The 20399-nt window shown below is 65.7% G+C and carries 16 protein-coding genes; 14 read left to right on the forward strand and 2 right to left on the reverse strand.

Annotated features, from left to right (window positions below; translation table 11 throughout):
* Window positions 1–183: 183 nt before the first annotated feature.
* On the reverse strand, window positions 184–2466 hold the full coding sequence (pbpC, locus tag ACO41U_RS00870) for a penicillin-binding protein 1C (protein WP_485941089.1): 2283 nt from the start codon (window positions 2464–2466) through the stop codon (window positions 184–186).
* 3 nt (window positions 2467–2469) lie between these two features.
* Window positions 2470–4122: a Na/Pi cotransporter family protein gene (locus ACO41U_RS00875; protein WP_485941090.1), complete on the reverse strand. Its 1653-nt coding sequence runs from the start codon at window positions 4120–4122 to the stop codon at window positions 2470–2472.
* A 275-nt stretch (window positions 4123–4397) separates the two neighbouring features.
* Between ACO41U_RS00875 and mraZ the strand changes: the two genes are divergently transcribed.
* The 14 genes from mraZ to ftsA all read left to right on the forward strand — a co-directional run bounded on the left by mraZ (window position 4398) and on the right by ftsA (window position 20112).
* On the forward strand, window positions 4398–4826 hold the full coding sequence (gene mraZ / locus ACO41U_RS00880; protein WP_485941111.1) for a division/cell wall cluster transcriptional repressor MraZ: 429 nt from the start codon (window positions 4398–4400) through the stop codon (window positions 4824–4826).
* Window positions 4813–5718 carry a 16S rRNA (cytosine(1402)-N(4))-methyltransferase RsmH gene (gene rsmH, locus ACO41U_RS00885; protein ID WP_485941091.1) on the forward strand — a complete coding sequence of 302 codons (906 nt, stop codon included), beginning with the start codon at window positions 4813–4815 and terminating at the stop codon, window positions 5716–5718. The genes mraZ and rsmH overlap by 14 nt, the downstream gene beginning before the upstream one ends.
* 139 nt (window positions 5719–5857) lie before the next feature.
* On the forward strand, window positions 5858–6244 hold the full coding sequence (locus tag ACO41U_RS00890; RefSeq protein ID WP_298782084.1) for a hypothetical protein: 387 nt from the start codon (window positions 5858–5860) through the stop codon (window positions 6242–6244).
* A 46-nt stretch (window positions 6245–6290) separates the two neighbouring features.
* Window positions 6291–7964, forward strand: a complete 1674-nt coding sequence (locus ACO41U_RS00895; RefSeq protein ID WP_298782082.1) for a peptidoglycan D,D-transpeptidase FtsI family protein — start codon at window positions 6291–6293, stop codon at window positions 7962–7964.
* Entirely contained in the window at window positions 7961–9439 is a 1479-nt protein-coding gene (locus ACO41U_RS00900; protein ID WP_485941092.1) for a UDP-N-acetylmuramoyl-L-alanyl-D-glutamate--2,6-diaminopimelate ligase, read from the forward strand. Before ACO41U_RS00895 ends, ACO41U_RS00900 begins: the two co-directional genes overlap by 4 nt.
* A 16-nt stretch (window positions 9440–9455) precedes the next feature.
* Entirely contained in the window at window positions 9456–10862 is a 1407-nt protein-coding gene (locus ACO41U_RS00905) for a UDP-N-acetylmuramoyl-tripeptide--D-alanyl-D-alanine ligase (protein WP_485941093.1), read from the forward strand.
* Window positions 10859–11803, forward strand: a complete 945-nt coding sequence (locus ACO41U_RS00910) for an MraY family glycosyltransferase (RefSeq protein ID WP_298782076.1) — start codon at window positions 10859–10861, stop codon at window positions 11801–11803. Before ACO41U_RS00905 ends, ACO41U_RS00910 begins: the two co-directional genes overlap by 4 nt.
* A 120-nt stretch (window positions 11804–11923) precedes the next feature.
* Entirely contained in the window at window positions 11924–13309 is a 1386-nt protein-coding gene (gene murD / locus ACO41U_RS00915) for a UDP-N-acetylmuramoyl-L-alanine--D-glutamate ligase (protein ID WP_485941094.1), read from the forward strand.
* Window positions 13306–14472, forward strand: a complete 1167-nt coding sequence (locus ACO41U_RS00920; RefSeq protein ID WP_298782071.1) for an FtsW/RodA/SpoVE family cell cycle protein — start codon at window positions 13306–13308, stop codon at window positions 14470–14472. The genes murD and ACO41U_RS00920 overlap by 4 nt, the downstream gene beginning before the upstream one ends.
* Before the next feature lie 16 nt (window positions 14473–14488).
* Window positions 14489–15547, forward strand: coding sequence for a UDP-N-acetylglucosamine--N-acetylmuramyl-(pentapeptide) pyrophosphoryl-undecaprenol N-acetylglucosamine transferase (locus ACO41U_RS00925; RefSeq protein ID WP_485941095.1), 1059 nt, complete (start codon window positions 14489–14491; stop codon window positions 15545–15547).
* Window positions 15548–15596: 49 nt separating this feature from the next.
* Window positions 15597–16994, forward strand: coding sequence for a UDP-N-acetylmuramate--L-alanine ligase (gene murC / locus ACO41U_RS00930; RefSeq protein WP_485941096.1), 1398 nt, complete (start codon window positions 15597–15599; stop codon window positions 16992–16994).
* Window positions 16995–17116: 122 nt separating this feature from the next.
* Window positions 17117–18040: a UDP-N-acetylmuramate dehydrogenase gene (gene murB / locus ACO41U_RS00935; protein WP_298782065.1), complete on the forward strand. Its 924-nt coding sequence runs from the start codon at window positions 17117–17119 to the stop codon at window positions 18038–18040.
* A 35-nt stretch (window positions 18041–18075) separates the two neighbouring features.
* On the forward strand, window positions 18076–18837 hold the full coding sequence (locus tag ACO41U_RS00940; RefSeq protein ID WP_485941097.1) for a hypothetical protein: 762 nt from the start codon (window positions 18076–18078) through the stop codon (window positions 18835–18837).
* On the forward strand, window positions 18838–20112 hold the full coding sequence (gene ftsA, locus ACO41U_RS00945) for a cell division protein FtsA (RefSeq protein WP_298782061.1): 1275 nt from the start codon (window positions 18838–18840) through the stop codon (window positions 20110–20112).
* The last annotated feature ends 287 nt before the right edge of the window (window positions 20113–20399 follow it).

A 20399-nucleotide genomic window follows, 5' to 3' on the forward strand; every position in this document is an offset into this window, starting at 1 on the left:
CATGATGAAGAGGATCATCAGGAGGATGAGGACTGCGCCGACCAAACCGACTTCCTTGTGCGTTCTTTCCCTGTCTTTCATGTAAAGACCTCCTTAAAAATGTAGATTACTCCAGCGCGCTGCGCGCTTTCTAATGCGATCTAACGCGAGTGCCGCGTCAGCGTCCCGGTTCGTGTTTGCGAGCTAATTCAGCCGTGGCGCCGGCGCGTTTTGTCTTTTTCCTGGGGTCACGACAGAAACCTCCGTCACGCTGCTTCGTCCCGCCTCGTCCGCGGCTCCGATCACGTGTCGTCCGTCCGGAACGCCGTGGAAGAACGTCTCTCGGGGATTTGAAGAACCCATGTACTGCCCGTCCAAATACCAATGGACGCGCTCAACCCCTCCCTCTGCCCTCATGGGGATCCGCCTTTCGCGGTCGAATGGAGCGGTAAAGTAGGTGGCGCCAGAGATGGGCGAAACGATCTTCAGCTCGGCGCTCCGCTTGATGCGGCTGAGCGGCGTGTCCGGAGCGCTGAGTTCCGGCGGGAGGAGGAGGGCTGTCTGCCCTGCCTTGATGGTGTGAAGGGGGCAGGGGACGGTGCGCGTGACGGACTCGATGAACCAGTCGAGCTGAGTGGAGGGACAGGCCGCCGTTGGGGGCTGGCCCGAGAGCGAGCAGACCCTGCGCAGCGCCAGGGCGTCGGGTTTGTCGTACCACCCGGAGTTAGGGGAAACGGCCCGCAGGATGCGCATGGCGACGGGGGCTGCTGCCCTGATGCCGACAAGCCCCGGCCAGGACTCCCCGGTGGGCCTGCCGATCCAGACCACGGTCGTAAAGTCTGGGGTCCAGGCGGCGGTCCAGGCGTCCCGCAGGCCGTAGGAGGTCCCCGTCTTCAGGGCCGCCTGCCATCGCACCCCCAGGGTCCCCTTGGGGAGGGTGGAGAGAGGCCCGCGATGGTTGAGGATGTCACAGACGATCCAACAGGCTGCCTCCGACGCGATGCGCGTCTCCGGAACCTGAGCGTCGTCCTTCAGCAGGGAGAGGGAACGGTGCCGTCCCAGCGATGCCAGGGCCGTGAAGGCCTCCAGCTCCTCCATGAGGGTGACGTCACAGCCGCCCAGGATGAGGGAGTCGCCGTAGTGCGCGGCAGACTGCGACAGGTGTCGCAGCCCGGCCTCCCGCATCAGATGCAGGACGCGATTAGGGCCCGCCATCCTCAGAACCCGGACGGCTGAGGCGTTGAGGGACTCGGAGAGGGCCGTCCGAACGCTCACGGCCCCGCGGTAGTGCAGGTCGAAGTTGCGCGGTGCGCGTCCCGAAAAGGCCATGGCGGAGTCCGCCAGGAGAGAGGCAGGGGTCAGGAGCCCCTGGTCGATGGCTGAGAGGTAGGCAAAGGGCTTCAGGGTCGAGCCGGGGGAGCGGAGCCCCAGCCCGCAGTCCACCCAGGCTCCCGTACCCCTGCCGCCGAACCGGGCGTTGCCGACCCAGGCGACGAGGCGTGCAGTGCTGTTCTCCACGACGCCGGCGGCCAGCGTGATGTCCTGGGGAAGCTCGCGGGTTGCCTGTTTCAGGATGGACTCGAGCCGCGTCTGAAGGTCCAGCCTCAGGGAGGTCACGACGCTTCCCTCCATTCCCGGCCGGCTGCCGAGGACCATCTCCGCGAAGTGCCAGGCCCGAAGCGGCGGCGCCGTCCGGCTCCGGGGCAGCTCCTCCAGGAGGGCGCGTTCCGCCGCCTCCCTGGTGAACACCCCCTTCCGCTCCATGAGGCGGATGATGGCGTCCCTCCGCTCCCGCGCGGCCGCGGGCCTCGTGTCGGGGCGGTAGAGCGTCGGACCCTTCAACATGCCGATCATGAGACATGCCTCGCTGGGGGAGAGCCTGAAGGCGGGCTTCCCGAAGTAGATCAGGGACGCCGCCTGAACGCCCCGGATGTTCCCGCCGAAGGGGGCGAGGTTGAGGTAGCGCTCGAGGATCTGTTCCTTGGAGAGGACGCGCTCCAGCTTCAGCGCCAGGATGAACTCCCTCACCTTCGTGGCGAGGGTGCGGGGCCGGCGCACTAGGCTGGAGGCCCCCTCCGCGGTCTCGCGCTCCGAGACGGCAAGGCGAATGAGCTGGCTCGTGATGGTGGACGCGCCCGAGACGACCCGGCGCGCCATCGCGTTCTGGGCGGCCGCCCGCGCGATGGCCATCAGGTCGATGCCCCGATGGCTGTAGAATCGTCCGTCCTCGACCCCCACGGCGATGCGGGGAAGCCATGGTCCCATCTCAGCGAGGGGGATGGGGAGGCGCCACTCCGATTCGGACGAGAGGCGAAGGTGAAAGAGTTTCCCCTCGCAGTCGAAGAGCGCGGGGGAGGCGCTGGGGGAGTCGAAGCGCTGCAGGTCGAGGGGGATGCTCTGCCAGAGCGCGGCAAGGGCCGCCGCTCCGGCCAGCAGGAAGAGCCCCAGGGACAGCAGGACCTTCTTGACAGGGAATGCCTTCAGCATGGTTCAGGACAGCGTAGAGCCGGCGTACTGGGCCGGATGGACGGGGGCGGCCGAGAGTTTGACGATGTCGTGGGTGTAGTAGGCGATGTTGTGGCTGTGATCCCCGATGCGCTCCAGGTTGCCGAGGAGGTCGATGAAGTCCACGCCCCTTTCCGGGTCACACAGGCCGCGGTTCAGGCGCTCGATGTGATTTTTGCGGTACTGCCTCTCCTGATCGTCGATTCGGTTCTCAAGGTCGTTGATGACGCGATCCGCCTGGGAGACGTCCTCGTTTTTGATGGAGGAGAGGGCCGTGGAGAGGGCCAGATCGGCCGTGTCCAGCATGCTCCCGAACTCCGTCAGGGCGGACTGCGAGAGGTAGCCGTTCAACAGCTCCGCCAGCTCCATCAGGTTCTCCACGTGGTCGCCGATGCGCTCGAGGTCCGCGGCCGCGTTGACGTAGCACCCCAGGACGGTGGAGATGTCGGCGGACACGCCCTTCTGCCAGATCTCAGAGGCGTAGGAGGCGACGGCCCGGTTGATCGCGTTGACCTGCCTCTCCCTGGAGGCGAACTCCTCGGTCAGCTCGGCGACGCGGGCGCCCGGCACGTAGGCGTTCCGCGCGATGGCAAGCATCCCCTGCGCGATGCTCCCCATGCGCAGAAGCTCGTCCTTGACCGCCTCGACCGCCGCCGTGGCGGAGGCGGCGATGAGCTTGGGGTCCAGGTAGAGGGCGTGCCCCGCGTGATTGGCGCCCTGCTCGGGGATGACCCTTTCGATCATGCGGGCGAAGACGGAGACGAAGGGAAAGAACAGGAAGGTGTTGACGACGTTGAAGATGGTGTGCGCGTTCGCAATCTGGCGTCCCACGTCCGAGGCGGAGCGGAGGACCAGAGCCCTGTAGAGCGGCAGAAAGAGGAGGAAGATGACGACGCCCAGGAAGTTGAAGAGCACGTGGGCCGCCGCCGCCTGCTTGGCGGAGCGGTTCGTCCCGATGGACGCCAAGACGGCCGTGATGGTGGTGCCGATGTTGTCGCCCAGGATGATGGGGATGGCCGCGTCGATGCCGATGAGCCCCTGGGAGGCCATGGCCATGGTCAGGCCGATGGTGGCGGCGCTCGACTGGACGATCATGGTGATGAGCGCGCCTGCAGCCACGCCCAGGATGGGACTGCGGCTGAGGGACAGGAGCAGGTCCCCCCGCGACGCCATGAAGGAGGTGGCGGCCTCCATCGTCTGCATCCCCATGAAGAGGAGCCCCAGGCCGACGACGCCGTTGCCGAAGTAGCGCAGTTTTTTGGTTCGCCCGAAGATGACCATCGCCACGCCGACGGCGACGAAGGGCAGCGCCATGTCCTGGATGCTGAAGGCGATGATCTGGGCGGTGATCGTCGTCCCGATGTTGGCCCCCATGATGATGCCGATGGCCTGCTTCAGGGTCATCAGCCCCGCGTTGACGAAACTGACGGTCATCACCGTGGTTCCGCTGCTGCTCTGGATCAGGATCGTGACGAGGATGCCGACGAATATCCCCCGGAGGGGCGTCTTCGTCAGGGTCCCTATCAGGTGGCGCATTCGGTCGCCCGCGATGAACTGAAGGGCTTCGCTCATGAGCTTGATGCCGTAAAGGAACAGCCCGACCCCCCCGGCGACGCGCAGCAACGTTGACCAATTCACAAGCCGTACCCCCAAAAAGAAATCTTCTTCCCGTGACGTAAGTATACCACGTCCTCGGTTTTGCGGGCTCTGCGGTCGTCGCGGGGCAAAGGCCGCGGCCGCGTTCACAATGAGGCCTCCTTCCCCGAAGGGGACTTTGGAATTAGCATTATTAAGCCTTAGGGCTCTTAAGTTATTTCAACTACGTGATAAAGTGGTCCTGAGTGTAATAAAGTGGTGCGTAGTGGTAGAAAGAGGGAGAAACGTCGAGGGGAAGGAGACGGTCCAGGGTGCTGATGGGGACCTTTGAACATCGCCTGGATGCAAAGTCCCGCTTGGTGCTTCCTGCGAAGTTTCGGGATGAACTGGGCGAGACGGTGATCGCGGCCTTCGGGATGGAGCGCTGCGTCTCCCTCTATTCTCAAGCGGAGTGGGAAAGGCTCATTCGGTGGATGGATGCGGAGTCCTTCATGAGCAGCGCCAAGGCCCGCCGGCTTCAGCGGATCGTGCTGGCGAGCGCCCACGATCTGGCCCCGGATGGGGCAGGGCGAATCCTGCTGCCGGCGGTGCTGCGCGACTACGCCGGGATCCGGCAGGAACTGGTGGTCAACGGCGTGAACGACCACGCGGAGGTCTGGGATCGCACCGCCTGGGCGGAGTACTGCCAGGCGGGGTTTGACGCTCTGCAGGAGCTCGCGGGAGGGGAAATGAATGGAGACGCATGAGCCGGTCCTGTTGTCGGAGGTCCTTTCCTTCCTGAGCGAGGGGCTGCGCAGGGCGCCGCGAATCGTGGACGGCACCCTGGGGCTGGGCGGCTATTCGGAGGCGATCCTCCGGGCCTTCCCCGATGGGCGGGTCTGGGGGGTGGACCGCGACCCGGATGCGCTGCGCCTGGCGCAGGAGCGCCTGGCCGCTTTTGCGCCGCGCTTTTGCGCCGTACACGCCAACTTTGGGGACATCGCAGGGGCGTTGGGCGGGGAGGCGCCCTTCGATGCGTTCGTGTTCGACCTCGGCGTCTCCAACCTGCAGCTGACGGAGGCTGCGCGGGGCTTCTCGTTTCAGCAGGACGGCCCGCTGGACATGAGGATGGACCCAGGCGGAGGAGCCCCCAGCGCCGCGGAGGTGCTGAACGGCCTGAGCGCCGACGAGTTGGCGCGGATCTTCTGGGAGTACGGCGATGAGCGTCACTCCCGCCGCATTGCCGCCGGCGTGATCCAGCGTCGGGCCAGGGGGCTGCGGCTTGAGACGACGGGGGAGCTGGTGGCCCTGATCCGGGAGGTCCTGCCGGCCCCCGTTCAAAGGAAGATGGGGACCCATCCCGCGCGGAGGGTGTTTCAGGCGCTGCGCATCTTCGTGAACGACGAGCTTTCGGCGATCGAGTCCATGCTGGCGGCCCTGCCGGCTTTGGCGGGAGAGGGATGCGTGGCGGTGGTGGTGTCCTACCACTCGCTGGAGGACCGGATCGTGAAGCGCCGCTTTCGGAGCTGGGAGAAGGAGGAGGGGCTGGGCCGCGCACTGACGCGGCATCCGCTCCTGCCCCAAGAGGAGGAGCGGGCGCGCAACTACCGGTCGAGGAGCGCAAAGCTTCGGGCCTTTCGCTTTTTGCGGGGCGGGTAGTTTCCCGCCGCAGGGAACGTCCGGCTTACGAGTCGATTCAGGGAAGATGAGTGCGGTGGACGCAGCCCGAGCGCGTGGAGAGCGGGCCAGGGACGTTGACCGCAGACGATACAGGGATGAAAGTGGGGCGGAATCTCGTATGCAGAAGGTAAGGGATCGTTCTTCGAGGCGAGGGATCGCGTTGATCCTGTGGGCGGGAGGAGGGCTCCTCCTCATCGCCCTTCTTGGTTTCCTGCGCTTCCACGCGGCGCGCCTGGCCTATCAACTCGATTCCATCAACGAATCCATACAGCAGTACGTTGCGGAGGAAACTCGGCTGCAGCAGGAACTGTCTGCTCTCGTCGCTCCGATCAATATCTACACCTACTGCAAGGAGCGCCTGGGGATGCAGAAGGTGCTGCGGGTCGAGGCGTTGTCGGTCGGGCCTCAGGAACGGCTGGCCGCCGCGGGAAGGCTCGCGCCCGGTCCCGACGACGCCGGGTGGCGCGCCAGCTTGGCCTGGCTCTGGGGCGGGGAGCGACGGTGACGCGGGGCCGTCCTGCGCGAGTCCTAGCCTCCAAGGTGGAAGAACGTTGCGGAAACGGCATCTGATCAGCCCCTGGTTCCCGTTCGCCGTCCTGTACCTTCTGATGGGAGGGACGCTGATCGAGCGTCACTGTTTCCCGAACCCGCGCATCATCCAGCAGTCCCAGCACCAATACTGGCGGCGAGTCCCCATGCGGGCGGACCGGGGGATCATCCAAGACGAACGGGAGAACGCCCTCGTGATCTCCGAGCCCGTGTCGAGTTTTGCCGTGGACCCCAGCCTGCTCACCTCCGAGGAGGCGCTGACGTTGCAGGGGGCGCTGTCCGAGGACCTCCTGTCGCGGCTGGCACAGGCGGGGGATTCTCAATTCATGTGGCTGCGCCGAAAGGTGTCCCCGAAAGAGGGGGCGGAACTGCGGGCGCTCAACCTGAGGGCGCTGCTCGACATCGGAGAGCAGGACCGAAGGTATCCCAACCAGTCCCTCCTGGCTCACGTTCTGGGTTTTTGCGACATCGACAACCGGGGGCTTGCGGGGATCGAGCAGGCCTGGGACTCCACGCTCTACAACCCGCCGGGGTACCGCATCCTGGTCCGCCGGCCGGGCGCTCAGTCCGCCGTCCTCGTCAACGACGTATCGAGGCAAAGGCGCACGACGCCCGTGGTGACCCTGACCGTTGACAGCAGGATGCAGTACGTCGTCGAGAAGCACCTCTTCAAGACGGCGAAGGACAACGGCGCCAAATGGGCGGCTGCCGTCTGCATGGACCCGTGGACGGGGGCGATCCTCTCCATGGCCAGCTGGCCTCCCTTCGACCCGGGCGATCGAAGGAGCCTGGCTCCGGAGGTCCTCGCGAACAACGCGATCAGTCGGGGCTACGAGCCGGGGTCCACCCTCAAGCCGCTCGTCATGGGGATCGCGCTGGAGAACGGCTGGGCCCGGACGAACGAGACGTTCAACTGCCCGGCGCGGCTGAAGGTGGCGGACGGGTACGTGGCCGAGGCCGCTTCCAAGGCCATGGGGAGGATCGACACCGCCCACCTGATCATCAAGTCCTCCAACGTGGGCATGGCGCAGATCGGGATTCGGGCGGAGAAGGCGAAGATGTACGAGAACCTCAGGGCCATGGGGTTCGGGCAGGAGAGCGACATCGAACTGCCGGCGGCGGCGGAGGGCATCGTCCCCTTTCCAGAACAGTGGCGCGGCGTCGTGCCCGCCAACATCGCGATCGGCCAGGGGCTGGCGGTGACCCCGCTGCAGCTGATCAATGCGACGGCCGCCATCGTCAACGGCGGCAGGCTGATGAGCCCCTACATCGTGAAGAAGGCGACCAACGCCGTAGGGGAAACGGTCTACGAGGGCTCGCCCCTCGTTCTGCGCGAGGTGCTGACGCCGGAGACCGCAAGGTGGCTGCGAAAGGCGATGCGGGACGCCGTCGTCGAGGGCACCGGCAAGAGGGCCGAAACGAAGGTCACCCGGCTGGCGGGGAAGACGGGCACCGCTCAGGTGCCGGAGGGCGGAAAGTACAGCCGCCACCGGTACGTGGCCTCCTTCATCGGCTTCTGGCCCTACGAGGACCCGAAGTACCTCATGCTCCTCGTCATCGGGGAGCCGACCGGGGGACGCTACTACGGCGGCGAGCTTGCGGCGCCTCCCTTTCGGGCCATCGTCGAGGAGATGGCGGAACTCGAATATTACGCACAAAGGAAGGGGTCCCTATGAGCATAAAACTATCCGAGGTCCTCGCCGCGATTCGAGGGCGGACGCCGTCCCTTGAAGTCAGAAACGCAGCGGAGGACCCGTCGATCGGCGACGTGGCGTCGGACAGTCGCCAGGTGAGCGAGGGCACCCTCTTCTGCTGTATCCGCGGTGAGAAAAGCGACGGCCACGACTACGCTGCGGAGGCCAGGGAACGAGGGGCCCTGGCCCTGCTCTGCGAACGGGACCCTGGCGTCGGCCTGCCCGCGATCGTCGTCCCGTCGGTGCGAGACGTCATGGGGGACGCTGCGGCAGCCGTCTACGACAGGCCCGCGGAGAAGCTCCTGATGGTCGGCGTGACGGGAACCAACGGCAAGACCACGACGACCTACATTTTGCGCAGCATCCTGCAGGCGGCGGGCATCCGAACGGGGCTTTTGGGGACCATCGTGGAGAGCGACGGCGCTGTGGAGCGCGATGCGACCCGCACGACGCCGGAGAGCTGCGTCGTCCAGCGCCGGCTTGCGGACATGGTACGGAACCGGTGCGCGGCCTGCGTCATGGAGACCTCGTCCCACGGGCTCACCCTGGGACGGCTGCGGGGCGCGAGCTACGACGTCCCTATTTTCACCAATCTCAACCCGGAGCACCTCGACTTTCACAAGGAGATGGAGGACTACTTTCAGGCCAAGCGCCTGCTGTTCACCCGATATGTGAAGCCCGGTTTCCTGGGGGCGGTCAACGGGGACGACCCCTACGGGCGGCGGCTCCTGGAGGAGGCGCCGGAGCACCTCAGGGGCTTCTCCATGGCGGCGGAGGACACGTTTGCCCGCGTGAGCCGGTGGAGCACCTCCCTCCAGGGGACGGAGATGCGCGTGGAGATGCGCGGCTTGAGTCCGCTGGATTTGATGAGCCCCCTGTCCGGGGAGTTTAACGTCTGGAACGTCCTCTGCGCGGTCACGGCTCTGCGCGGCCGGGTCAGCGATGAGGCCATCGTCCGCGGGGTCGCCCTCACCCCGCAGGTACCGGGGCGCCTTGAACGCTACGTGCTGCCCAACGGGGCCTGCTGCTTCGTCGACTTCGCGCACACTCCGGCCGCCCTCAAGAGCCTCCTGACCACGGTGCGAGCCCTGACGAAGGGGCGGGTGATATCGGTCTTCGGACACGGCGGCGGGCGTTACCCCTTAAACCGCCCCGCCCTGGGCCGCGTCGCAGGCGAGCTGGCGGACCACGTGATCGTGACGATGGACAACCCGCGGGACGAGGACCCCGCAAAGATCGCGGGCGAGATCGAGGCGGGGATCGCAGAGGTTCGGGACGGAGCGTCCCACGAGGTGATCCTGGACCGCGGGGAGGCGGTGCGCCGCGGACTTGAACGGTTGTCGGGGGGCGACGTCCTGACGGTGTCGGGGAAGGGGCCGGAGCGATACCTGGAGAGGTGCGGCAAGAGGACGCCCTACAACGACGCTGAAACGGTGCAGGCGTGGCTTCGGGCTTGAGAGGGGGCGTCCGTCGTTGAAGTCGTTGAAGTCGTTGAAGGAGAGGCCGTCGCTTGGGGAGATGTTCGCCCTCATCGGCAAGTCCCTGCCGGAGGAGGCCGCAGGCCGCCCCTTCCCGGCCCACGTCGCGACGGACAGCCGCTGCGTGGAGCCCGGTGGGGCCTTCGTCGCCCTGGAGGGAGAGCGCGTGGACGGCCACCGGTACGTCCCCCAGGCCCTGGAGCGGGGGGCGGGGCTGATCGTCGTCCGCCGGGGGAAGAGGCCCGACGAGCTGTCCGTTCCCTGCGTTGAGTTGGAGGAGCCGGAGCAGGACCTGGCCCGGCTGGCCTCGGCCTACCTGAGGCACCTGGAGGTCCCTGAGGTGGTCGCCGTCACGGGGAGCGTGGGAAAGACCACCACCCGCGCAGCCCTCCAGCAGGTGCTGAGAGGGCGATTCAGGTTGCACGCCGCTACCCGCAGCCTGAACACGAGGATCGGGTGCGCCTGCACGGTCCTCGCCATGCCGCAGGACGCGGAGGTGCTGCTCCTGGAGTTTGGCGCCAACAAGCCGGGGGAGATCCTGGAATTGACGAACCTCTTTCCGCCGACCTCGGCCGCGATCACTCAAGTGGCTCCCGTTCACCTTGAGGGATTCGGTTCCCTGGAAGGGGTGCTTAGGGGTAAAATGGAGATCGTCCGCTCCCCGCGGCTGAGGCGTTTCCTCTACAACTTCGACTGCCTTCCCCTGCGCGGTGCGGCCTTGGGCGTGGGGGGGATGGCGGAAACGCTCTCGATAGGAGGCGACGGAGCCGATTGTTGCATCGAGGCCCCCCGTTTTGAGATGCGGGGCAATCGGCCGGAGCTCACCTTTCACCTGAGAAACCGGGACGGGGCGACGGCGCGCTTCAGCGCCGGGGTCTGGGGGACGCACCTCGCGCTGCCCCTCGCCTTTGCCGCGGCGTTCGGCGGGCTCAAGGGGATCGAGCTTGCGGAGTGCGCGGAGGCGTTGAGGGGCTTTCAGCCCCTTGAGGGGCGGGGCAGGATACTGTCGCTGGACGGCGGCAGGAGGTTTTTGGTGGACGACGCCTACAACGCGAACCCCGCGTCGATGCGGGCGTCTTTAGCGACCTTTGGGGGACTGCAGGTCGAGGGAAAGATGGCGATCCTGGGAGAGATGCGGGAGATGGGACGGGAAACGCTCCACTATCACCGAGCGCTGGAGCCCCTTTTGAATGGTTTGGAGAGCGTGGTCCTGGTGGGGGACGCCTGGAGGAGCGCGCTGTCGGAGCGTCCGGGGTTCGCTTTCGTTCGGGATTGGCAGGAAGCGCTCCAGATCGCCGCCGGGACGTCGTGGACGGGCCTCCTGGTCAAGGGGTCGAACAGCCTCGGCCTTCAGAACGTCGTGCAGAGCCTCGCTGTGGAGCATGGGGGAGCCGCCTCATGACGCGGGCGGCCTTGTGGGGGATGGCCTTCTTCTGCCTCAGCCTCGTTCTGCAGTACGTCTGGCTTCACATTCAGCGGCGCGTCAGTCTGACGCAGGCGCAGAAGAGCTACGGGGTGGGCATCGACGTGGAGGTCAAGGCCGCTACGCCGTCGATGGGCGGCGCGGTGTTCTTGGTGTTGGCACTGCTGGGCCTGGCCTTGACCTGGGGCGTCGAGTCGCTGACTTTCTGGTCCCTTCCCCTGGCGGGAGGTTTTATTGGCCTCCTGGACGACGGGTTGAAGTTCTTCAGCCGTTCCAGCGAGGGCTTACGCAGCATGACGAAGCTCAAGGTACAGCTCGTCGTCTGCGGCCTGTGGGTCCTGTTGGTCTTTCTGACGGGACGCGCGGGCCTTTGGCCGGGACTCGACCTCGGTTGGCCGCTCCTGGCCCCCCTGATCTTCATCGGGTGCGTGGGGATGCTGAACGCGGTCAACATAACGGACGGCCTCGACGGCCTGGCGGGAGGGTGTACGATGATCTCCCTGGCGGCCCTGCCCCTTCTGATCCCGGCGTCCGAGTTCAACGTCGCGACGGTGTCCATGCTGTTCTTCATGACCGCCGGCTTCATGTTCTTCAACCTGCGCCCGGCGCGCACGTTCATGGGGGACACGGGGGCGCACTTTCTCGGCGGCGCTCTGGCCGGGCTCTGCGTGACGAACGGTCGGCTGCTGGCCCTGCTCCCGGTGGGGTTCCTGTTTGGGATCGAGATGCTCACGTCGGCCATCCAGATCTTCACGATCCGCAAACTGAACCGGCGCGTGTTCCTGATGGCGCCCCTCCACCACCATTTTCAGCGGATGGGTTGGGATGAGAGCCTCGTGACGACGCGCTTCTGGCTCGTTCAGGCCGTCGGAACCGCGTGGCTTTCGCTGCTCCTGCTCTGCATCGGGGGCGAGGGTTAGCGGCTGCCGGCAGGGTTGCAAAACGAGCCGCTCCGGAGGATTTGCCGAAAGAAGAGCGGTTTTCGATTGTTTTTTGATGCCGCGGCAGCGCGGCGCACGAGAGGTGAATTTTCTGTCGTGATGGATAATCAGTTGCAGCAATTGCAGGATTCTTCCGATTGGAAGGGCAAGCGCCTGACGGTCGTGGGCGCCGGGGTGAGCGGGCGGGAGCTTGCGCTGCTGGCTGCCCGCATCGGGGCGCGGGTCTTCGTGACGGAACAAAAGGGGGTGTCCGCAGAGGTCGCGGAGCTCTTCTCACGGAACGGGATCGCCTGGGAGGAGAACGGGCACACGGAGCGGGCCTTTGAGGCGGACGCCATGCTGCTCAGCTCTGGCATCCCGCCGACCTCCGAGGTGGTCCTGTCGGCCCGAAAGCGTGGGACGCCCCTCATTGGAGAGCTGGACTTCGTGATCCCGCAGCTTCGAGGCAAGCTGATCGGCGTCACGGGGAGCAACGGCAAGAGCACCGTGACCGCCCTGATCGGGCACATGTTGAACGCTGCGCATCGCAACGTCGCCGTCGGAGGGAACCTGGGCAGGGCAGCCTCGGTCTTTGCGGGCAGGGAGTTCGACGCCGTGGTCCTGGAGCTCAGCAGCTTTCAGCTGGAGTGGGCCCACACGCTTTCCTCCTGCGTTTCCATCGTCACCAACCTTGCCCCGGACCACCTCAACTGGCACGGCAGCTACGAGGCCTACGTTGCGGCGAAGGCGAAGATACTGTCGCTGCGCGCCCCTTCTGGGTGGGGGATCGTGCAGGACCGCGACGTAGAGGCCCTGAAGGCCGAGGGAGAGGAGCTCGTCATCACCCTGAGCTGGGAGGAGAGGCCAGAGCACGAGATGGCGGGACACATCTTCATGGGAGAGGAGGGGGCGACGCTGCGCCTGAAGGGGGAGCAGGCGCCGCTCTTTCGGTACTCGGAGACCACGCTCCTTGGGGGTCACAACCTGGAGAACGTGGCCATGAGCATGGCTGCCCTCCGCCTCCTCGGCCTGGAGGAGGACGCGGCAACGCTTCTGAAGGGTTTCTTCCCGCTGCCCCACCGCTGTGAACGGGCTGGAGTCGTCGATGGCGTCCTGTACGTGGACGACTCCAAGGGGACGAACATCGCCGCTTCGGTGACGGCCATGACCGCCCTCCCCGGCCGGAAGGTCGTCATCCTGGGAGGTCGCGGGAAGGGGGAGGATTACGCGGAGCTTGCGAAGGGTGTCTTGCGGGAAGCGGACGCCGCCGTCCTCTTGGGGGAGGAGCGGGATGCGATCGCGGCGGCGCTGAAGGGAGCGGGCTTCACGGCGGTGACCCTGGCGCAGGATATGGAGGATGCCGTCGGAAAGGCCCGAGCCCTGGCCCGTCCCGGGATGACGGTCCTGCTCTCCCCAGCCTGCACCAGCTGGGACATGTACGAGAACTACGGGCAGAGGGGGGACCACTTCTGCTCCATCGTCCGCGGCCTGCAGGAGCCGAATTGAAGCCGAACGACGACGGGAAGGGACTGAGGCAGAGGGGGACGTTCCTGATCTGGGGCATCCCCATGATCCTGAGCCTCTGCGGGTTGGTGATGATCGCGTCCCTCTCCCTGCGCAACAGCATGACGGGCGGTAACCCCTACGCCCTTCCGTTGAAACAGTTTCAGTTTCTGGGCCTTGGAATGACGGCCATGGTCTGCTGCGTCATGTTTTCGCCTCAGGCATTGCGTCGGCACTGTGGGCTTCTCTGGTTGGTGTCCCTTGCGCTCCTGTGGGGCACCCTGATCCCCGGCCTGGGGCTGAGGGCCGGCGGAGCGCGCCGTTGGATCAGCCTCTTGGGCTTCAACTTTCAGCCCCTTGAGGTCCTCCTCTTCACCATGCCCATCTTTCTCGCCGATCGGATGACGGCGTCGCGCCGGGAGGGGCTTGATGCCTTTGTGCGCCCGACGCTTTTGGTGATCTTCCTCTCGGTGCTTCCCCTCATGCTGCAGCCCAACCTGGGAGGGGCGCTTGTGGTGATCGGGGTTTGTTGCCTGATGCACGTGGAGAGTCGGGGGTGGAAGTACCCCGTGCTGGGGGGCATCCTGGCTTTTTTCCTGATTGCGTTCCTGATCTGGCAGGCACCCTATCGCATGAGGCGATTTTATGCGTTTTGGGACCCATGGTCCGACCCCACCGGCAAGGGATTTCAGATCATTCAGGGGCTCGTGGCCTTTGCCAACGGCGGCCTTACGGGCGTGGGGATCGGAAAGGGGCTGCAGGAGGACCGCTACCTCCCGGAGGCGCAGACGGACTACGTCTTTCCTGCGATAGGGGAGGAGTTCGGCCTATTGGGGACGGCCTTCCTCCTTGCGCTGTACGCGCTGTGGACCTGGAGGGCGTACCGGATCTACCGGCGGAGCGAGGACCCCTTTCTTTCCCTGCTCGCCCTGGGGATGGCGGCGTCGGTGGTGTGCCCCATGTTCCTGAACCTGGGTGGCGTGATGAAGCTGATGCCGCTGGCGGGGGTTCCACTCCCCTTCATCAGCGCCGGAGGGAGCTCGCTGCTCTTCATGTGGGCAAAGGTGGGGGTCTTGATGGCGGTCGATCGAACGCTGCGCGGTCGGGAACTGGGGATGGAAGAGCTTCCTGAGGTGTCGGGACGTCAGGCGCGGCGGGAGAGCTGATGGAGGCGGGCGTTTGATGTGTGCAAGGAACGGGGGAGACGCGAAGAGCGTGTTGATCGTCGCCGGTGGGACGGGAGGGCACATCTTTCCAGCCCTCGTCTTCGGGCGGTGGCTTGAGGGGCACCGCGGCGCGGCGGTTTCCTACCTGTCGGGCTCCAGGCCCCTTGAGGCGGAGATCTACGCCGCCGCCGGCGTGACTCCCATCCGGCTTTCCCTGGAGGGGTCCCCCCTCGGCGTCCGGTCCCCGCTGAAGGTCCTGAGGCGTTCCCTCGCCCTGATCTCCTCCTTCAGGGAGGTTTCGCGTTGCCTGGCCGAGGTGCGCCCTCAGACCGCTTTCCTGTTTGGCGGCTACGTTTCCTTTGCCCCGCTCCTGCTCTGCCACCTCCGCGGGATCCCGGTGGTGTTCCACGAGCAGAACGCCGTAGCGGGCCGGGTGACGCGGCTGGCCTCCAGGCTGGGGGCGGTGATCGCCGCCGGATGGGAGGAGTGTCTGGGCCTTCATGGCCCTCACGTTCTGACAGGGATCCCCGTCAGAACGCCGCACCGTCTGTCCCGTGCGGAGGCGGAGCGGCGGCTTGGCCTGTCGCTCAAGGAGGGGGCCCGTGTCGTCGGGGTCATCAGCGGCTCCCTGGGCAGCGCCGCGCTGCTCAAGGAAGCGCTGAGGGCTGCGGGTGCCCTTGAAGGCCGAGCTGTGCCCGTGGAGTTCGTCCTCCTGGGGGATGCTCCCGTGGGAGCCGTCCGAGAGGGCGTCCACTTCGTCGGGCGCCGATGGGACGTGGACCCCCTCTACTCGCTCTGCGATGCGCTGATCTGCCGTGCGGGTGCCTCCACCCTGGCGGAGGCCCTGAGGTGGGGCCTCCCCACAGTGGCCGTCCCCTGGATGCAGGCCGCAGACGGGCACCAGGCGCGCAACGCCCTTTCTTTCGTCGAGGCGGGGGGAGGCGTCCTCTGGAGGGAGGGGGATGCCCTGCCCCTTGCGGGCGTGATCGAGGACCTTCTGGAGCGCGGCAGGGCTTCGGTCCCTGTGGGCGAGGACGCCGCGTCGGTGGCGATCGCACGGGCCGCAGGACTTTGATGGCGATTGCCGGGCGTTCAAGTGAGCTGTAAAGAAAGGCGTTCTTGATATGGTGACAGAACTTGAGGGAGTGGAAAGGGTCCACCTCATGGGCATGGGAGGGGCGGGGATGGCGTCCCTCGCGAAGCTGCTTTCCGGGATGGGGTTTCAGGTCAGCGGCTGCGACCTGAGCCGAGGGGCCTCGGTTCAGGAGCTGGAAGCCCTGGGGATGGAGTGCATGCTGGGGCACTCGCGCGACCACGTCGAGCGCTTCGACCCCCAGCTCTTGATCTACTCCAGCGCCGTCGACGAAGCCTGCGATGAGCTTGAGGCCGCGAGAGCGCGAGGGGTCCGGACCGTCGGACGGGGCAGGGCGCTGAGCTGGCTCTTCAACGCAGCTTCGGGCGTGGGGGTGGCCGGAACGCACGGGAAGACGACGACCTCGTCCATGCTCAGCCTCATCCTGTCCCGCGCCGGCCTCGCCCCCACCCTCTACGTGGGAGCTCAGATGCGGGATATGGGGACGAGCGCCCTCCTGGGAGAGGGACGCCTCTTTCTGGCGGAGCTGGACGAGAGCGACGGCTCCTTTGAGCTCTTTCGACCCGCCGTTTCCATCGTCACCAACGTCGATTGGGACCACGTGAACCACTTCCCCTCCCTTGAGGACGTCGTCCAGGCCTTTGCGCGCTTTGCCTCGGGGCGCAAGGCGGGGGCACCGCTCATCGTCTGCGCCGAGGACGAGGGAGCCCAGCGGATGCTTGAGGGGGTGCAGGGCCCGATCCTGCGCTACGGCTGGGGGAGGTCCTGGGACTGGGGGGCCTTCGACCTCGTCCCCAGGGCGGCCGGGGGGATGTCCTGCAGCGTGTGCCGCAAGGGAACGCCCCTTGGTCCCCTTGAGCTCTCCGTTTCGGGGGAGCACAACGTCCTGAACGCGCTGGCTGCGTTGGCCGCGGCAGATGTCCTGGGGGTCCCCTTCGAGGAGGCTGCAGCGACCCTGAGGGACTTTCACGGGGCGGCGCGGCGCCTTCAGACGAAGGGGACCCTCGGCGGAGTCACCGTCATCGACGACTACGCCCACCACCCGACGGAGATCGCCGCAACGCTGGCCGCACTTCGGGGGATATACCCTGACCGGCGGATCCTGCTGCTCTACCAGCCGCACCGCTACACGCGAACGGCGGCCTTGGTGGAGCCCCTGACGGCAGCCCTGGCCGGGGCGGACGAGATCCTCCTGCTGCCCATCTACAGCGCGGGGGAGCCCCCCCTGCAGGTCTCGGCCGAGGCGATCGTCGAGAAGCTCCGGAGGGCGGGGAAGAGCATCGCCTTCTGCAGGGACGAGGACGACGCGCTGAGGGCGGTGCAGGCGCTTTCGCGGGATGGGGACCTGGTGCTCACGATGGGCGCGGGAAACGTCTTTCAAGTGGGCGAACGATTCCTCGAAGGATTGGGGAACTGGAACAAGGGCTGACCCATGACGCATTCAGGGCGAACCTCCGCGTTCTACGGGAGAGTTTGTGGCCGATTCGCACGATTGTTGCGCCCCGATTCGACCGACTAGGATATAATGTCTTTTGTGAATGAGGAGCGGGAATGTTTGCGGATGAGCTGGAGAGAAGTTTAAGCTGTCCCGTGGAGCGGCAGAGGCCCCTGGCGCCGCTCACCACGCTCGGCGTTGGAGGGAGCGCAGAGTACTACGTCGAGCCCTCCCGCCTTGAGGACCTCCAGGCCGTCTGCCGGACGAGCGCCCGTTTTGGGGTTTCGGTTCACGCGCTGGGAGGGGGGAGCAACGTCCTGTTCGCCGATGGGTTGATCCCCGGCGTAGTCCTCTCCATGCGAAAGTGGAACGGGGCCGTCTGGCGCAGGGCGCCGGAGGGGGAGGCGGTCGTGGAGGCGCAGGCCGGACATCCGCTCTCCGCCGTGCTCACCGAGGCGGTGCGGCAAGGCCTCGGCGGCTTGGAGTTCGTCGCCGGGATCCCCGGTACGGTGGGTGGTGCCATCGCCGGCAGCGTTGGAGCCGGAGGACGAAGCGTGGGGGAGTTCATGACCGCGGTGACGTCCCTTGAGCGGGACGGCTCCTTGAGGGAGTGGCAGGAGGGAGAGTTCGTCGCTGCCTATCGCAGCTTTTCGCTGACTCAGGCCGGCCGGGTCTTCCTGGGCTGCCGGATGCTCCTTCATCCAGCGGGAAGGGAACGGATCGAGTCGGAGCTGGCTCGTTTTCGTGAGGCGCGAAGCGCGCAGCCCATCGGGGCCCGCAGCGCGGGGTGCAGCTTTAAGAACCCCCCCGGCGAGAGCGCCGGGCGTCTGCTCGATCGGTGCGGCTGCAAGGGGATGTCCGTCGGAGGAGCGAGGGTGTCCGAGCGTCACGCGAATTTTATCGTGAACGAGGGGCGCGCGACGGCGTCCGACGTCCTGTCGTTGATGCAGCTTTGTCAGGCGACGGTGCTTGCAAGGACGGGGGTCCGCCTCGAACCTGAGGTCCGCGTGATCGGGCTTGATATACAGAGTGCCTGCTAGGGAGAAAGGGCGTGCGCTGGTCGAGGGTTTTTTTGATGTCGTTGCTCCTGGGCGGCCTCTGGCGCCTCGTGGAATACAGGGCGTGGATGCCCTTGAGCGGCTACCGGGTGGACGCTCAGGACCCTGCCTTGGAAGAGCGGCTGTGGTCGGTGTTCCCGTCGCGCTGTTTTCGCTTCTGGCCGTACTTTTTGAAGGACGCGGAGGGGCTAAAGCAGTTTTTGGAACGGGACATACCGGTGTCCGTGGTCACGACGATGCCGCGGGTCGGAAGGTTCGCGACCGCGATCAAGCGGCTGACGCCGTGGCTGAAGGTGCGGTGGTACGACCAGCTGTGGTGCGTTTCGCGGGAAGGGCGCATGTGGAACGTCGCGGAGGCGCAGGGGCACATGGCGAGTGCTGACTTGGGGCTGGGCCCGACGTGGCGCCTGCCCCAGCTGAAGGAGGACGGAGAACGGCCTCCCTCCGGTGTCTTTGACTTTCCGATGTCGCTGGATGCGCTCGCCGGATTCCTGGACGAATACCAGAGGTACGAATGGTTTCGTGCGGTACAGGACATCGCCTGGGACCGCAGGGCGGGGGCGGATCTGTTTCGCCTGAAGCTCAGGCGCGAAAAACAGCTTTTTGAGCTCTTGATACAGCCTGAAAAATATGAGGGGCAGGACCTGGGCGTCGGGCTTGAAGAACTCTTTTCAAAACTCTCGAAAGAGGGCGGAAATCACCTGATCGATGCCACGTATAAGGGCAAGATCCTGTTGAGAGATTTGCCGGGCGGGCCAGAAGAAGGGAGTTTGAAGTAATTGCAAAGGGAGTCGGATACCTTAGTCGGACTTAGCGTGGGCACCACGAAGATCTCCGTGATTGTGGCGGAGCAGGACCCGCGCTACCCGGAGGCTGTACAGGTGATCGGTATGGGCTACTCCCCCTCTCACGGCCTTTCCAAGGGCGTCATCGTCAACCTGAAGGAGGCGACCCAGTCCGTCAAGCGGGCGCTGCGGGAGGCGGAGAACATCACGAACCAGCGCATCAACTCCGCGATCGTTGCCTTCAATTCGCTGGACGTGAACAGCGTGATGACGGAGGGAATGGTGGCCCTGGACGGACGGGAGCCGAGGCGCGTCGAGGAGGCGGACCTCATGAGGGCGATTGAGGCCGCTCAAAGCCGCCTTGAACTCCCCAAAAACACCTTTTCGGTCCATACGATCCCGGTGCGTTATGAGCTGGATGGCCGTCCCGTGGACGAACCCCTGAACATGACGGGGAAACGCCTAGAGATCATGCTTCAGACGGTTTCAGTCCCCATGACCTATACCCAGAACGTCCTCACCTGTGTTCAGGAGGGGGCGGGAATTCGGGTGAAGGGGCTTGTGCTGAAGCCCCTGGCCGCGTCGCTGGGGTCCGTAATGGAGGAGGAGATGAAGATGGGCTGCATCTCGCTCTCCATCGGCGGCGGCGCGACGGGGCTCGTCCTCTATCGCGGGGGTCGTCCCTTCAAGATCATGAGCATCCCCATCGGGGGAGAACACATCACGAGCGACCTGGCCACCGTCCTTCGCGTTTCCCTGCGGGATGCCGAAGACGTCAAAAAGCGCATCTTCATGGAGGACGACGAATCTCTCCGGCGGGACGGCATCGACATCGACATGGCCATCCAGGTGATCGGCGCCCGGATTGAGGAGCTCTTAATGGATTACGTCCGGGTGGCCCTTGCGGACTGCAGTCCGCAGCTCTTCCCCGGCGGGGTGATCCTGTCCGGTGGAGTGGCCAAGACGCCGGGCATCGTGGAGATGCTTGGGGAGGTCCTGCAGATGAAGGTTCGCGTTGCTCACCCCATCTACGCGATGCCGCCCGGACGAGAGGACACCTCCTACGTCAGCGCGGCGGGGCTCCTGCGCTACAACACCTACCGCAACAGCTACTCTCACCTCTTTGTCGAGCCCAACTCCGAGGACGTTCGCCTGTCGACCGAGTACCTGAACGACCCCATGACGGACTCCCAGAAGCCGGAGCCGACGGCGGAAAACCTGAGGAGCTTTCTCGGCGGGCTTGCCAGGAAATTCAAGGACCTCTTCTAGGGCAACACTGGCCCAGTGGTTGAGGACGATAAACCGTACGGGTCCCCATGAGCGCCAGAAACTTCACCGAGGCCGCACGAAGCGCGTGGGGGAACCTTCGGGGAAGCGCTGAAGGAACCCCTTCGTTTGATGATCCTTGATCATTTTTAAGATTGATCAGCGCTTCCTCTGGAATTTCTGTATTTTTCCTGTGGCACGGCGGGTGAGTTCGTCCTCTAATTAACATAGAATGGGATGCAGTGTGCCGCATAGCGTGATGTCGTGTATGGCGCGGGGCTGGGGATTTG

This window comes from Fretibacterium sp. (assembly GCF_057312375.1).